Here is a 15,204-nt window from a genome sequence, read left to right as displayed (position 1 = left end):
TCAATAACGATTATAGATGACGCAGGGTTACTCTTGCGTCGTTATAGTCGTAGGGAACGTTTTGCCACTGTGGCTTTTTAAGCGCTTGTGATTTTGTCTCTTCTGCCTCGGCAAATTTGTTTGATTTGAGTATTAAGCTGGGAAAGCCTTGGGCGCCTATACTACGCGCCATTTGCATTTCTTCGTTTAATTTCTCAATTGTACTTTCACTATTGAGTGCTATTTCAAAGCGCTCGACATCAAGCCCTATTTCTTCAGCAAATGCTATCAAGGTATCAAAATCCGACGGGTTTTTCGCATTCAGGTAATACCCTTCTTGAATTGCCTTGATCATTGCCTTCTCTAATGCTTTTGCTTCATCGCTATCTCTAGCCTGCGCTTTTGCAGCAAGAACTGCTCGATACGAAGGATAGGTCGAACGACGAGGCTGACACTTTGTCCAAAAATCATAGTTGAATTGTGTTCCAGGCACACGATCTTGAATAGTTTGCCAATAGCCTGCAATAGTAAGTTTCATTTGTTCCGGCATAGGTAAATCACTATCCGGTGCGAGCCCGCCAAGCAAGTAGACAACCTCAATGTCGTTGGGTAACTCACGCTGTATTTGCTCCCAAGTAGGAACGAATGCCCAACACCAACTGCACATTGGATCATGAACATAATACAAAGTACGTGTTTCACTCATCGTTATTTTCCCGTTTTAACTATTTTGCTTTGCTTCTGCGACGTTAACTTTCATCCCAGCGTAAATACTGCCGCTGTAATCGCATTGCCTACGTCCAATGTACATGCTTTGCCGTATAATCCAAATAATGAATTTTAATAAGCGTAGCGAAATCAACGCTATGAATTAGTTATGCGCATGAAGAGGTAATTTTGACAACACCACTCGCTAGTGTATCAACCAAACAAGTCTTACAGTGGATTGGCTCACATTTACTTCGCTACAAAGCGCGCGTTGTAGGTGCAGTTATAGCACTTTTCACGGCCGCAGTTGCATGGCTTTTACTTGGGCAAGGCATTAAGTACGCTATCGACAGCGGCTTCATAGAAAACGCAGCGGATACGTTAAACAAAGCCACAGTATTAGTGCTAGCCATTACTATCGTGGCCTGTTTAGCGACATATGCGCGCTTTTACTTAATGACTTGGCTTGGCGAGCGCGTTAGTGCTGATATCAGAAACCAGGTATATGCGCACTTGCTGTCTCTTCCGCCTTCATTTTTTGCGGAACTTAGAACTGGTGAGGTCATTTCTCGATTTACCAGCGACACTACAATTATCCAGACTGTAGTGGGAATGAGTTTGTCGATGACCCTTCGCTCGGTCGTGACTTTCGTTGGTGCACTGGCGCTTATGACGTTTTCTAGTCCCCTTCTTACCTTCTGTGTAATTGTTGCAGTACCCGCGGTGCTGGTTCCTATCAAGGTACTGGCGCCCCAAGTGCGCCGTTATGCCAAAGAAAGCCAGGACAAAGTGGCAGACTTGGGTGCACGAATTGATGAAAGTCTCCATGAAATTATGACCGTACAGGCCTATACCGCTGAAAATGCCGAACGAATGCATTTCTCTAAAAAGGTAGAGCTTGCCATGGACGTAGCTAAAAAGCGTATTCACTATCGCTCACTACTTATTGGCTGCATCATGTGTATCAGTATGACGGCCATCATCTTTATTGCTTGGGTGGGGGCAAGACAAGTATTAGACGGCACTATGACCGTAGGTGAACTCTCCGCTTTCCTTTTCTATGCCGTAATGGCTGGCGGCAGTGTGGCCACAATCAGCGAAGTCATTGGTGAAGTACAGCGAGGTGTTGGTGCAAGTGAGCGTTTGTACGAGCTATTTACCACTGAGCCTTCTATTCGATCTTTGAATGGTGACACAGCTGAAGCCTCTGCTTCTTCAACGTACTCAGCATTAAAAGGAGCAAGCGCTAAACCGATAATCTCCAAAGCGGCACCAAAAATAGAATTGGAAAATGTCAGCTTTGCTTACCCCAACAGCAAACCTTTGTTTGATAATTTAAACATTAACATTCAAGCAGGAGAACGTCTTGCTCTGGTAGGAGCAAGTGGCGCAGGCAAAACAACACTATTTCAATTATTAATGCGCTTCTACGACCCAAGTGCCGGACAAATACTGTTCAATGGTGCGCCAATCAACAAAATGCCTGTAGACGTTCTGCGCCAACATATTGCGATAGTTACCCAAGAGCCCGTGGTCTTTGCTGATACCGTGTTGGAAAACATTCGCTACGGCAGCCCACATGCAAGTGACGACGCCGTGATAAATGCAGCGAAGCAGGCATTTGCCCACGAATTTATCGATAACCTAGATGAGCGCTACAACACACAGTTAGGCGAACGAGGCGTAAAACTTTCTGGCGGTCAAAAACAACGTATTGCTATTGCTCGCGCTATTTTGGCCGACCGCCCAATTTTACTCCTCGATGAAGCAACAAGTGCGCTTGATGCGATGAGTGAGCGTATGGTTCAACAAGCGATAGATAGATTAATGGTAGGTAAAACCAGCATTGTGATTGCTCACCGACTTGCGACGGTGCAGCACGCCGATCGCATATTAGTTATGGATAAAGGTCAGGTCGTAGGAAGCGGCGACCATGCATCGTTAATGAAAAGCGATACCCTGTACAGGGAATACGCCGAACTGCAATTGCTTAGCTGAACCGCCTGTGGTGCTATACGGTACAAACAACGAGGTCGACCAATCGACTACAAAACATACGTTTTGGTAATACAAAAATAAAGGGCCAGCAGCTTTTTCTGCACAGGTTCCAATAACGCTACGGGTTTAAAATGAAAAATTCATTCTATGGTGCAATGAAGACATGGACAGGTCTTTGCGCTCTTTTTTTAATGATGGTGCAAACTGCAAATGCGCAGTTTATGGGAGACAGGCAAGCAAAGCTTGTAGTAACCAAGCCCATTGAATTTATGAACGAAACGCGAAAAGTGGAAGCAGTAGGTAGTGCTGAAGCCGTTCGTTCAATTGTGTTGTATCCTGCCGTCGCTGATGAAGTAACAGAAATTAACTTTGTCCCTGGGCAAACAGTAGAAAAAGGAAAGGTGCTTGTTCGTCTTGATGATAGACGCCAGCAAACGGCATTAAAACGCGCCAAACTCACTTTGGAAGACGCACAGCGCACCGTAGAACGATTAGCATCAAGCTATAAGCAAGGCGCTGTACCGGTCAGTGAATTGGACTTAGCACGCACTCAACGTGACCTTGCAGAAGTTGCATTGGAAGAAGCTCAAGCCGATTTACAAGACAGACACATCGTAGCGCCTTTTGACGGTGTTGTGGGCATAACTGACGTTGAAGTAGGCGATCGCATTAACGAGCAGACTGTGATCACTACACTGGATAACAGAAGCAAACTCTTTATTAACTTCAGAGCGCCTGAAGCAGCATTGCCCGTTTTACTGAATGCGCCAAACGTAACGCTTGAGCCATGGAGTGACAGAGAGAAACTAGTAAGAGCCGAAATAGCTCAGGTTGATTCTCGTATCAACGAGGCAGATAGAACGCTTCGCGCTAGAGCATTACTCGACAACTCTTCTGATCAATTTCGCCCTGGCATGAGCTTTCGGGTTAATTTAAGCATTGAAGGCGATCGCTTTGCTGCCATTCCAGAAGCCGCACTTTTATGGGGAGCTACTGGCGCTTACATATGGCTTGCCGAAGACGGTAAGGCTAAACGTGTTGACGTGAGTGTTCATCAGCGTCTTAGAGGAACTATCCTTGTTTCGGGCGACATTGAAGAAGGTGACACACTAATTTCTGAAGGTGTACAACGCTTACGTACCGGACAAGAGATTACTACCGAACTGGCCGGAGGGCCTCAAGGTGAGTGATCCAAACCTATCTTCGTCAGTTAGCGACTTACCATCGCTATCTATTCGACGCCCGGTTCTTATTGTTGTACTAAATCTACTTATTGCTATCGCTGGGTTTGCTGCATTGAGCGGTCTTGAAGTGCGCGAACTGCCCGATGTAGATACACCTCAGGTAACCGTTACAGCAGAATTTCCCGGCGCATCTCCTGAAACAGTAGATGCCGAAGTAACTGGTCGCCTTGAAGGTGCGGTTGCGCGTGTGAGTGGCGTCAAAGACATCTATGCGCAAAGTGAAGAAAACTCGGCCCGTGTTCGGGTTGAGTTTCGCCCCGGCGTTAACTTGGAAGACGCGGCTAACGAAGTACGTGAGTCGGTCAGTCGAATTCAGCGACAGCTTCCGGAAGATGTCGAACAAGTATCGATCATTCGGGCCGACAGCGACGCTCAGGCGGTCGTAAGCCTTGCTATTTCAAGTGATACCTTGGACATGGAGACGCTCACCGAACGTGTCGACACCGATGTAGCACCATTGTTTTTAAGCATTCCTGGCGTTGCCGACGTTATGTTAGATGGAGAAAGAGAGCGTGTGCTGCGCGTTTCTGTGGATCCTCTACGATTAACCAGTTTTGGCCTATCGATGAGTGACATTGCTAATGCACTATCGCTTGCGCCTTTTGATGTACCCGCTGGCAGTATTCAATCTGCCGAACAAGCGTTAATCGTGCGAGCTGATGCAACTTCGGTATCGGCAGAAGATGTGGGTAACATTGTTGTAAGCGGTGACATTCGCATTAATGATGTTGCCAGTGTGTACTTCGGCCCTGCCGATACCACCAGCGTAGTTCGTTTGGATGGAACGCCAGTCATAGGCGTTGGCGTAATACGTCAAGCAAGCTCTAATACTATTGAGATTTCGGATGAAGTGCTGGCCATGGTCGCAGACCTCGACAAGCGTTTTACTGATATGCATATCGTAGTAACGTCCGATGATGCAGAGTTTATCCGCGACTCGGTTAAAGAAGTGGTCGTCTCTCTTAGCTTGACCGTGGCGTTAGTCGTGGTCACACTCTTAGTGTTTATTGGTTCATGGCGTGCCACCATCGTCCCTGCCCTGTCGATACCCGTTTCGCTAGCGGGTGCACTGGCTATTATTTGGGGCATGGGCTTTTCCATTAATATTCTTACCCTCCTCGCTCTTGTATTGGCCACGGGTATGATAGTAGACGACGCTATTGTGGTTTCTGAAAATATACAGCGTCGTAGAAGTATGGGTCTAGGTGCCCGTGCGGCTGCCGTGGTGGGCACACGAGAAGTATTCTTCGCAGTGGTAGCAACAACCGCTGTACTCGCCTCAGTATTTATTCCCATCGCATTCCTTCCTTCTACTGCAGGGCTTTTATTCAGGGAGTTTGGAGGCGTATTAGCTGGCGCTGTTATTATCTCATCTTTCGTCGCCCTTTCTTTGGTTCCTGCACTTACCGCCCGACTGAAGGTGAAAGAAGCGAAAGAAAGCGGTTTGTTTAGCAAGACCTTTGGCCGTTTTGGCAACGCTTGTTTGCGCCTGTATCAGGCGTCATTATTAAAAGCGCTCAAATATGGCTGGGTAGTTGGTGTGTTAAGCTTAGCAGCAGGCGGTGGCGCTTATATATTATCGCAAAATATCGATAATGAATTACTGCCAAGCGAAGACAGAGGCACAATTCGTATTTTTGCACGAGGTCCAGACGGTGCTGGCCTAAACTTTATGGACAGACAAGCTGAAAAGATGGAAGAACTGCTGCTTCCCTATGTGGATAACGGCACCATAGACTCCATTTACACGGTAGTCGGTTCGTGGGATCCCAACATCGTCTTTATCACAGCGCCTTTGAAGCATTGGGATGACCGAGACAAATCTCTGCAAGAAGTAGTAAATGAAATACGCCCTAAGCTTCAGCAAATTCCTGGTGCGCCAGGCAGTGCCTTTGGCGGCAATAGTTTGAACCTTCGCGGTCAAAGCGGCGGGTTTGAAATAGCTTTAACTGGCGACACTTATGAAAACATTTTCGAAGCTTCACAAGCGTTCTCTCGTCAGATTGAAGATGCACTACCTGAACTAGGTAGACCGAGAATAAGCTACGACCCTACCCAACCTCAGATGAGAGTAAATATTGACAGACGCCGTGCTGAAGAACTGGGCCTGCCGCTTACCGATATAGCAAGTACCCTGCGCGCCGCTGTGAACGGCGATGATATCGCAGATTTGAATGTGGGCGACCAATCTATCCCTATCATGCTGCAAACTAATAACCGCAGTACATTAGATCCATCTGAGCTTACTAGCTTATATGTGAAAAGTACCGACGGAAACTTGGTGCCTCTTTCTAGCGTAGCTTTCATCAGTGAAGAAGGTGTTGCCGCTGAATTAGAGCGTCAGGCACAGCGCCGCGCAATTAAGCTGGAAATGGAATTGCCCGAAGACGTAGCGCTTAGCAATGTAGTGGAAAATATTCGTAATCTAGCGGCAGAATCATTACCGAACGGTATCGGACTTGTGTTTCTTGGCGAAGCACAAACTTATGAAGAAACGTCTAAGCAAGTAGCGCTTACCTATGTGTTGGCTTTTGTTATTGTACTGCTTGTATTGGCTGCACAATTTGAAAGTGTGAACAGCGCGGTTGTGGTTATGCTTACCGTTCCTTTCGGTATTGCTGCCGCGGTCTACGCCCTGTTTTTAACGGGCACCAGTATCAACATTTACTCTCAAATTGGCTTAGTAATGTTGATAGGTCTTCTTGCTAAAAACGCTATCCTACTGATTGAATTTGCCGACCAGCTTCGCGATAAAGGCTATGATATTTACGATGCTATTGTTGAGGCCGGTAAAGTGCGTTTGCGCCCTATAATGATGACGTTGGTTTCAACAATTTTAGGCGGTCTACCGCTCATTCTATCTACTGGCGCTGGCGCAGAAGCTCGCAATGCTATTGGCTGGGTCGTATTTGGTGGATTGGGTATTGCCGTAGTATTTACCCTTTACCTGACACCGGTTTTGTATCTTGCACTTGCCCGATTTACCAAGCCACGTGCAGACGAAAGCGCTAAGCTTGAGAAGGAAATGGAAGAAGCCAACGCACAGCATTCCTAGGATTTTCCCGCTTAAGTAGGCGCTATGCCTATTTAAGCGGCATCTAAACGGCTACTGTGCGCTAGGTTTGCTTTGAGAATTAAGAGAGACGCCCAAGCTACGTGTGTTGTAACAACAAGTGTTACTTCCCGCGTTAAGGCTTGGGCGTTTTTTTATTAATAAACGGCTGATGCTAGAGCTTTCAAATGGATTAAGAACCTACTGCCCTAGTAGGTTTTACAGAACGCTTTGACTTTGGCTTTACCAGTAAAGGCGAGTAGTTGATCGACCATTCTATCAAAGTAAGGGTTGTAGGTTAGCCTTGCATACACTTTGTCTTTCTTATTAGTTGCTAACTCTTCATCAGCGTTATCGGGCTCAAATCCCCACGGCCCATACCACACTTCTTCGCCCGCTTTGCAGCGCGCTTCAGCGTCACTACCTTGACCGTTATCACATATGCGAAAGTCACTCGAAGTACCATATAGCGGGTTCTTATCTGAAAAAAGTGTACTCATATGGGAGGCTGCGCTAATCCGCTGCTCCGGAACCTTCATGGTTTGCATGACGAGTGTATTTTCAGGTACATCGGGTTCACCCTCACCCTGCCACAATAAACACTTGTGTGGATGAGTAAAATTATCTCTAAACTGTTCAGCTACTTTTTTTGTGTCAACCACACTGTCTTTTTCTGCCACCACCATAAGCACAGGTAAATTCAACGCACGCTTTTCTTTTTCCGATTTAGAGAATAAATCTTGAAGCACATTTACGCTTTCTTGATAGGCAGCGAACCCTGGCATTGCAGTGGAGTTATAGCGGCTTGGGTTATCTTCTTCTTCAACATTAGGCCAGGGAAATAATGAGTCAATATAAGGCGCTAAACGGGACACAAAGAAGCGTGATTTAAAGGCTGGTGAAAAATGCATTAGCCCTTTTATATCAAGCTCTTCAGCCATCGAAAAACTTGCTATTGTGGTCAAGTTAGCGCCCGTCGAAAAACCACCAATGTAGAGGTTGTCTACTTCTTCGGAAAATAGTCGTATGTGATGATTAGTTTCTGTCTGCCACTGCTGATAGCTAACATTTAGCATGTCTCCGGGTTTTGAGCCGTGTCCCGGCAACAAGATGGTTCTAACGTGAATGCCCTCACTGCACATGGCGTTGGCAACATCACGAAAAAAGTAAGGTGAATCGCCCAATCCATGAACTAACAAGACGCCAATATTGCGGTATTGTGTGCCGCATTCAAATGGCATATTCATGGACATTTCTTGTGCTTTGTCGTCAGAAATAAATGACCTATGTTCAAGCAAGTAACGTTCAACTTCATTTAGGTAATTATCGAAAGGCTGCACACCAACCGGGAAGGCCTGTGCACTGGCGCTGAACTGAGAACTGTGAGACGAATGGCAGCCGCTCAATAAGAACAGCGCGAGAGAAGCAGCACATGCGTGTGCTGCTTTAACGGTAAAATTTGGCATTGTTAACGTTTAGGTCTGTGGCAATAAAAAGCGATTATTGCAGTGTATCTTTACCCGAAACTAAAGCTTTGGCGAGTAATTTATGGGTAAGTAATGATAGAAGTTCGGTTTCTTCCTCGCTTCGCTCGCCATCAACGCCCGTGATCGCCATTGCAACCTCTAACGTTTTCTCGGCATCAAACGATAGGTCGTGCTTCAAACTGCGTAAAAACGTCATGGCATCGCCGGTGTCAATGGCCTTTCGCGTTTGGTATATCGTGTCGTTTAGAAATGCTTCGCGACAAATTGGGCTTTGCCAGTCTAAAGACTCAACCATTGCATTCAGGTAGTCTTGTTCCGACAATGTGACCATTCCGTCGACTTGATAAAGTAATACTGAAAGCTTGATAAGGGCTTGGTTAAAACTTTGTTGTTCTGATAATTGCATAACACTCTTCCTCTTCGTACTGTACGCGGCAGTACCACAACATGCTCTGCGTCCTAGCAGTAGCGATAATTTTTTTGTGTCTACACCGAGCTATTTAACACCCAAAGCATCAATAACGCGTCGTTGTTGAACTACGATAGGACCTATAAACCTTTAACTTGGTTCCAAGGTTTAACAGGGCTAATAATGTAGACCGCTGAATTGACGGTAGTGTTACGCCGCGATGAAGCTTTTAGTTCACAATGTTAAATAAGTGTAAACACCTATTGCATTATAGGTGTTTTTTGACAGGTTCCAAGTGTCACACATCGCAAAAATTGGCGAGAAAAAGAAAAGAACGAAGTTAATCAACATTGTTAACTTACGTTTAAATTTGAACCGTTGACATTGTAAGAAAGTCTGGTCCCCCTTAATAAACGTGGGCCAGACTTTCTTTTACAGGCGATGGGTAAGATTAAGAAATGACGTTAACGCAAGCCCAACGTGATGTCGTTGATGTAGAAATTACCGGTATAGACTTTATCGTTATTACCGTGGGATTCTAATGCAAAAAACTGCTTATCTTCATCGTTTAGGGCTTGATACCCCCCGATCACCTGATAAATCCACACTTCAGGGTCAAAGTCTAAAGCCTGTTCTTCAAAGTAATCCAGCGCCGTTTTAGGCTGACCAGAATCGATGACTTCACAGAAATACGCTTCTACCGCTTGCTGCAATGGATCTTTTTCAAGCGACAAAGTTGATTGCTCAGTCACATCAATATCGACTGGCTTCGTGTCTTCGTGCTTAGTCTGACGTTTGTGTACGTGGGTTAACGACGCCACAATATTTTGATAATCGGCTTCATGCTCAACGTTGTTCACGTCTGGTGCTGCGTTAGCAATAATCGTGTCCGATTGATTAAACAACACAGGTACGTTAGTCAGGTTGGCGTAGTTGCCAGGCGCAAAATCAGGCTGCTGCTCCATGTGTAGCAAGAAGCCTTTAAGCAAGCGTGTACGGCCTTGGAACTCTCTAAACCGGCCTAACAAGTCTAATAAGCGTGCTTGTACTACTGATAACTCCTGTGCGGCCTTGGCAAAGCGCTGCTGTAGCGACACCACCAGCAAGTGACGAAGTTCACGGTTAGAACCCGCCAGTTCACTTAACTCATCGAAGCGGAAACACTCAAGCTGGGCAAGTAAATCGGTTACCTGTCCTTGCGCTAGCTCATTTTCGCGAATTTTAGCTTCAACCGAAGACACGTAGCCAAACTCATTGTTAATGCGGCCAAACATGACACGCACGCTATTACTCAAAGATTCTGAAAGTTGATAGACATGCTCGGTCAAATCGCCCATGTGGGCTGCCGCTTCATTGTACTTGTTGTAGTGAAGGGCTTCTTTATAGTGCTCAGTTAGGGTTTTAAGGCTTGCCAGCGACGCACCAATATTGGCGTTGATAGTCCGGTTGCGCTCGTCTTGTAAGCTCCCCTCTAAAAGCGTTCTCACCGCGCTTTTCAAACGCAGTTCGCTTTGCGCTTCCGGGCGCCACAATACGCCTAGTTGAACAAGCTGGTCTAATACCTTAGGGCTGTGATCGCGCTCTTTTACTGAACCATTAATGTACGCCTGCATGATAAGGTCGCTGTGACGACCCAATGCGTTTAATAGTTTAGTTCCTGCCTGAATTAACACCTGACTCATATCAAGCTACCTTGCGAAATAGCGGCCTCCGCCTGCTCAGATAAACTCAGCGCTTCGGTTTCATCAATGAAACGTAGCATTTCGTAAAGGTGTTCAATTTTGCCAGTGCCCAAATAAATCTGTTTATCTGGGTTTGGCTTAATCAGATAACCCATTTCAGTTAAGCGTTTAAACACCTGCTTTAGCTGACCATCCAAATTCACACTGGTAGAACCAAACATGCGATAGCGCGATATTTTCTCTAACTGCTCAGCATAGGCGGGGGTGTCTTCAATGGTAGTTTGCAGCTCGTTTAGTCGAATAGCGCTACCCATGGTAATGGGCATATCAGATTCATTGGCTTGCTGAACCAGCAGCAACCACTCTACCAGTGGCACTAGGTTAGATGCTGTATCTTGGAACTGCTGTGTAAGCACTTTGCGCTCGTTCTCACCAATGGTGAGGAAGCTGGCAAAGAATACGTCACCCTCAGCGGTGGTCGATAATGTACGATTTAATAACGCTAAATGAGGTTCTAACTGCGCAGCGTTGTCTCTTGATTTAAGAAAACGCCATGCCTCTTCATCGGTCACCTGACAAATAAACGCGCCTTGTAGAAGTGCACTTAGTACACGGCCTTGTTCTGTCATCATGCTGATGCCTCCTCACCTGCTACTTCACCGTTCTTTTCTGCTTCTTTTTTCTGTTTAATGCGCGCCCCTATAGAGCTTGCTTTTGGCTGAACCACCTGCAGTTGGCGGGTTACCTTATCTATCAAGTAGCGGTTTTCAAACAACGTCAATACTTCTGACTCTGGGTTAGGGAATGCGCCGACTACACTAATGTTATTGTTTTGACACGCTTCAAAGATTTTCTTCACGTTGTTTTGGTGAAGTGTACCTAGTTCATCGATAGGCCAGTGCACTGTGGCGTCGGCATCGCCGCGCAGCAGACGGGTGAAAGCGAGTAAGAATTTACACAGAATAAGGTAGGCCATACCGTGGCTTGATGACTCGTTAAGCTGGCGGTCAGTACGAATGACAAGGTCACTTTTACCCTCACGAAGGTGTAGCTCGATATCAAGTAGCTTGCTAATGCCGCCCGTAAGCGCTGCACGGCCAAGAATATCAAGAACCCGGCGCATACTTTGACCGTACTCTTCCTCAGGTAACTCGTTAGCCCCCTCTTCCATCCAGTGCTCATAGAGCTTTCTGAATTGCTCAAGTTCGGGCCAGAATTCAAGTTCACTAATACGTGAGCGAATTTTAACAGCCGAGTCTGATACACCATCAAGAGAAAGGTCGCCGTCGACCTCTTGGGTAATACGGCGGCTTTGCGACACAATGCGTTTGTCGATATCGGCAAGTACAAAGTAGTATTGCGAAAGATCGGCACCAAAGATACGCCCTTGCTCACGCAAGCCCTGTAGCTTCTGCGGAACAATCACGTTTAGAAGCTGTGCCAAATGCGACACCATACGGCGATGATCAAAGCTCTTCACGCCGTGGGCGTTCAGCGTTGCACACTCTTCACGGGCGCGCTCCCACGTATCAGATAGCCCTGTGCCCGCTTGCGCGGCAATAAGCTGATCGAACCGCTCTACATAGGCGCGAATATCGCTTAGTAAGTTTTCGCGCTCTTGAAGCTGGCTTTGCACTTCTGAAATACGCTGACCAATACTTACATCGTCGTGCTTAATTTCAGCCGTTTCATCACCTGCCTGAAGCGTAAGCTTGGCAAGAGATTTACTTAAGGTTTTAACCTGTTCCAAGTGCTCACTGGCAGTTTTAAGCGTAGTTTCGAGCTGCCCGTGCTGCTCTTGAAGCTGTTCGCGGTTAGCTTTATAGGTTGCTTGTTTGCTGGCTAAATTACGCTCAGATTCGCCCAATAACTTACGCGACTTAGACAAGCCTTCCTGCCATACCACTTTTTGCTTGGTAAACACGTTAGTGTACCAACGCTCGTAGTCGGCTACTTTATGACGGTGGGTTTCAGTGCGCGTTATGTCTTCTTTAAGCTTATTGATTTGCTTTTTAAGCTGACCTATTTCATCAACATCCACACCGCGATTGCTCAATTCGCTTTCTAGCCAATCCTGCATATCTTTGCGATCTTGGGCAGCATTGTCTTTCGCCTTACGCATGTCGCTATCAAGCTGAGATATACGTGCTTCACTGTCAGCGATAAGCTGCTGCCAATGGAATTTGTGTTCGGTTTCCGCTTCGCGCTGCTGATCTTTGATTTCGTCACGACTAAGCTCAAACTGAGCCTTCGCTTGCTTTTGCGACTGCTGATTCGCTTCAAGCTTAGTTTTGGCTTTTTGCTTACGTGCAGAAAGCGCCTGCTGATATTCGCTAAGTACCGTATCGCGGTCTTGCTGTGCGCGTTTACGGCTGGCTTCGGCACTCTTAACAGCGTTGTCTTTTTGGGTAACCACAAGCTCGGCGTTGCGCACATCTTCGTTCGCTTTCGCCAAGCGCTGTTCGCATTCGTTTTGCGCAGCAAGGGCAGCGGCTTGACGAATTTCAGCTTCTTGCAGTTGCTGCTTAAGCGCTTGCTCGGTAAAGGCATAGTCTGGGGTATCAAGTTCAGTAAGTGCTAACTTAACGCCCATAAAGGTATGGCTGTCGCCTTGTGCATCCTTTGCCATAGCAGGCGCTAAATCAGTGCGCTCTAGTAGCTCAGGACGCACAACTTTACCTAAGGATAACTCCCAGTCATCGACATTGGCGCGCAAGAACTCAAGTAGCGAGCCTTCGCCAGGGTAAAGAAGCGCATTAATCTTGTTAACCGCTTTTTCTTCTTGTTGAAAGGCGTTGCGTGCTTTATCTAACGCATTTGAACATTCTTTGCGAAACTCAACTGATTTACTGTGCGTCTGCTGCGCTTGTCGCAGCTCACCGCGCGCTGCATCTTCATTGATAGATGCTTCTTTAATGGCCGCATCAAGAATATCTAGCTGAGATTGTTCAAACTCGTTGTAGCCTGCATTGCTAAGTGACGCTTTAAGTTCAGCTTCAGCAACTTTTAGCTCGTTCAAACTATTTTGGAAATCGTTCTGAAGCGCGCTTAGCTGGCTATTGTAGTCGCTCTGAATGCGACTTAATGCTTCACGCTCGCTCTGCTGCTGCTCAGCTTTATTTTCTGCGGCTTCTTGGCGTGCGGCTGACATTTCTTCCAGGGTAATTGACAGCTTTTCACCTAGCTCAGCCAAGCGCTTGTTGTAGGCCGACTCAATATCTTGGTGTTTTTCAGTAAGCAGTACATAGCGACTATCGGCCATGGCCTTTTCATTTTGCCACTGCGCTAGATTTGCCACGTCTTCTTTAAGCTGCTCAATATTTTCGTCTTGCCATTTATCGAATTCACGCTCTACCGTATCAAGTTCACTGGTGAACTTCTCAACATCAGCGCGAGCAGATGAAATTACCTGGTTTAGGTGATCACGGGTATCACCCCACTCGCTGTCCGTTTGTTTGCGCTGGAAGCTATTCTCATCCAGTTCATTCTTTGTGGTTTCAACGCGCGCAGCCAAGTAGGTCTTATCAAGCTCGAAGCTATGCTTAAGGTTAGCAAGCACTTGCTCTGTTGTGGTAAGCGCCATGTCAGCTTGTTCGAGTTTAGAAAATTCAGGGCGAATTTTGTCGAACTGTTTAATTAAGTGACATTCTTTAATCCAGTCATCGACGCGGTGGCGGCTTAGGCCTGAAGTAGGTGGCGTAACACCATCCTCTTCTAAAATGGCGGCAATCATGGCCTTGATAGTTTCCATCTTGCCTTCTTTAGAGTGAACCGCTTTAGCCAACTTCTCAATGTGGCGCATGTGTTTCGACGGTTCGCAAAGACTAAAGATTTTGGCGTAACCTAATAGCTCACGGGCATTGTTACTCTGGTTTAGCACACCGTGATCGTTTTGAATGATTGCACGGAAGTCTTTCGTATTAAGTAAGCTCGTAACCAATATGTTGTTACGCTTCATGGCACGTGCAAGCTCGGCGCTGCTTACACTGGCGTGTTTGCCGTTCTTTTGCTCTATCAAATAATCACTGATTTCAAATGGCTTGCCAATTAAACGATAATTAACGCCAGTTCCATTTGAGCTTAACACTGCTTGGCACAGGTCACCTTCGGCACGCGTGTATTCATAAATAATAAAGCTAGATAAACGAGGCAAATACCAGCGTTCAAAGCTGTCACGGGTTGCCGGTACCACGCGGCTAGGATATTCACCGTAAAACACGGGAATAAGTCGTTGAAGCGTGGTTTTACCCGACGCATTGGTACCACAAATATTGGTGTGTCCATCAAGCTTTAGCTCGACCACGCCTGGTAAATGCGTGTCGATAAGAATAATACGTTTTAAGCCTGCCATAGTGTTCCTGTATCAATAACTCTGCCGCGTGAACGCTCACACAGCACAAAACTGTACCTGCTTTGATAGGGTAAAAGTTGCATACCTGAAAGAAAGCGAGCACATGCGCACGATGTAGCCCGTCAGTGTATTATGAATTCACGAATTTGCACAGATGCGCGGTGATTTGTTGGTTATAAAGCATGCTATTGTTTAAAAGTTAGTTGGCAAAGCTTTTGAATATCCCAATAACGCCAAATAAATATAAAGCGGCACGTACTGATTAGGTACGTGCCGCTTTAGCGAAAGCATTGA

Annotated in this window: 9 protein-coding genes; 3 read left to right on the top strand and 6 right to left on the bottom strand. The window is 46.4% G+C overall.

Features of this window, described 5'->3' with window-relative positions:
- Positions 1-10 precede the first annotated feature (10 nt).
- Positions 11-685, bottom strand: coding sequence for a DsbA family protein (locus NO989_RS09735; RefSeq protein ID WP_283625975.1), 675 nt, complete (start codon positions 683-685; stop codon positions 11-13).
- A gap of 191 nt (positions 686-876) precedes the next feature.
- On the opposite strand from NO989_RS09735, the gene NO989_RS09730 reads away from it, so the two are divergent.
- The 3 genes from NO989_RS09730 to NO989_RS09720 all read left to right on the top strand — a co-directional run bounded on the left by NO989_RS09730 (position 877) and on the right by NO989_RS09720 (position 6,984).
- Entirely contained in the window at positions 877-2,685 is a 1,809-nt protein-coding gene (locus NO989_RS09730; protein WP_039227269.1) for an ABC transporter transmembrane domain-containing protein, read from the top strand.
- A 131-nt stretch (positions 2,686-2,816) separates the two neighbouring features.
- On the top strand, positions 2,817-3,875 hold the full coding sequence (locus tag NO989_RS09725; RefSeq protein ID WP_101563870.1) for an efflux RND transporter periplasmic adaptor subunit: 1,059 nt from the start codon (positions 2,817-2,819) through the stop codon (positions 3,873-3,875).
- Positions 3,868-6,984 carry an efflux RND transporter permease subunit gene (locus tag NO989_RS09720; RefSeq protein WP_371342443.1) on the top strand — a complete coding sequence of 1,039 codons (3,117 nt, stop codon included), beginning with the start codon at positions 3,868-3,870 and terminating at the stop codon, positions 6,982-6,984. Before NO989_RS09725 ends, NO989_RS09720 begins: the two co-directional genes overlap by 8 nt.
- A gap of 206 nt (positions 6,985-7,190) precedes the next feature.
- Here NO989_RS09720 and NO989_RS09715 read toward each other — a convergent pair whose 3' ends face one another.
- The 5 genes from NO989_RS09715 to NO989_RS09695 form a co-directional block, all read right to left on the bottom strand.
- Positions 7,191-8,447, bottom strand: coding sequence for an alpha/beta hydrolase (locus NO989_RS09715; protein ID WP_371342442.1), 1,257 nt, complete (start codon positions 8,445-8,447; stop codon positions 7,191-7,193).
- A gap of 34 nt (positions 8,448-8,481) precedes the next feature.
- Positions 8,482-8,874 carry a TerB family tellurite resistance protein gene (locus tag NO989_RS09710; RefSeq protein ID WP_014976016.1) on the bottom strand — a complete coding sequence of 131 codons (393 nt, stop codon included), beginning with the start codon at positions 8,872-8,874 and terminating at the stop codon, positions 8,482-8,484.
- A gap of 467 nt (positions 8,875-9,341) precedes the next feature.
- Positions 9,342-10,559, bottom strand: coding sequence for a hypothetical protein (locus NO989_RS09705; RefSeq protein ID WP_061485205.1), 1,218 nt, complete (start codon positions 10,557-10,559; stop codon positions 9,342-9,344).
- Positions 10,556-11,191, bottom strand: a complete 636-nt coding sequence (locus tag NO989_RS09700) for a hypothetical protein (RefSeq protein WP_014978725.1) — start codon at positions 11,189-11,191, stop codon at positions 10,556-10,558. The genes NO989_RS09705 and NO989_RS09700 overlap by 4 nt, the downstream gene beginning before the upstream one ends.
- Entirely contained in the window at positions 11,188-14,910 is a 3,723-nt protein-coding gene (locus tag NO989_RS09695; protein ID WP_371342441.1) for an ATP-binding protein, read from the bottom strand. The genes NO989_RS09700 and NO989_RS09695 overlap by 4 nt, the downstream gene beginning before the upstream one ends.
- Between the last annotated feature and the right edge of the window lie 294 nt (positions 14,911-15,204).

Origin of the sequence: Alteromonas sp. DY56-G5 (assembly GCF_041414725.1) — a bacterium.
GTDB lineage: Bacteria > Pseudomonadota > Gammaproteobacteria > Enterobacterales > Alteromonadaceae > Alteromonas > Alteromonas macleodii.
This window is presented reverse-complemented; position numbering and strand designations above follow the sequence as displayed.

What these genes read in the sequence shown, in the direction of transcription:
- NO989_RS09700 (WP_014978725.1), bottom strand. Translation starts at nt 11,191, where the DNA reads ATGATGACAGAACAAGGCCGTGTACTAAGTGCACTTCTACAAGGCGCG.
- NO989_RS09710 (WP_014976016.1), bottom strand. Translation starts at nt 8,874, where the DNA reads ATGCAATTATCAGAACAACAAAGTTTTAACCAAGCCCTTATCAAGCTT.
- NO989_RS09725 (WP_101563870.1), top strand. Translation starts at nt 2,817, where the DNA reads ATGAAAAATTCATTCTATGGTGCAATGAAGACATGGACAGGTCTTTGC.
- NO989_RS09695 (WP_371342441.1), bottom strand. Translation starts at nt 14,910, where the DNA reads ATGGCAGGCTTAAAACGTATTATTCTTATCGACACGCATTTACCAGGC.
- NO989_RS09705 (WP_061485205.1), bottom strand. Translation starts at nt 10,559, where the DNA reads ATGAGTCAGGTGTTAATTCAGGCAGGAACTAAACTATTAAACGCATTG.
- NO989_RS09715 (WP_371342442.1), bottom strand. Translation starts at nt 8,447, where the DNA reads ATGCCAAATTTTACCGTTAAAGCAGCACACGCATGTGCTGCTTCTCTC.
- NO989_RS09735 (WP_283625975.1), bottom strand. Translation starts at nt 685, where the DNA reads ATGAGTGAAACACGTACTTTGTATTATGTTCATGATCCAATGTGCAGT.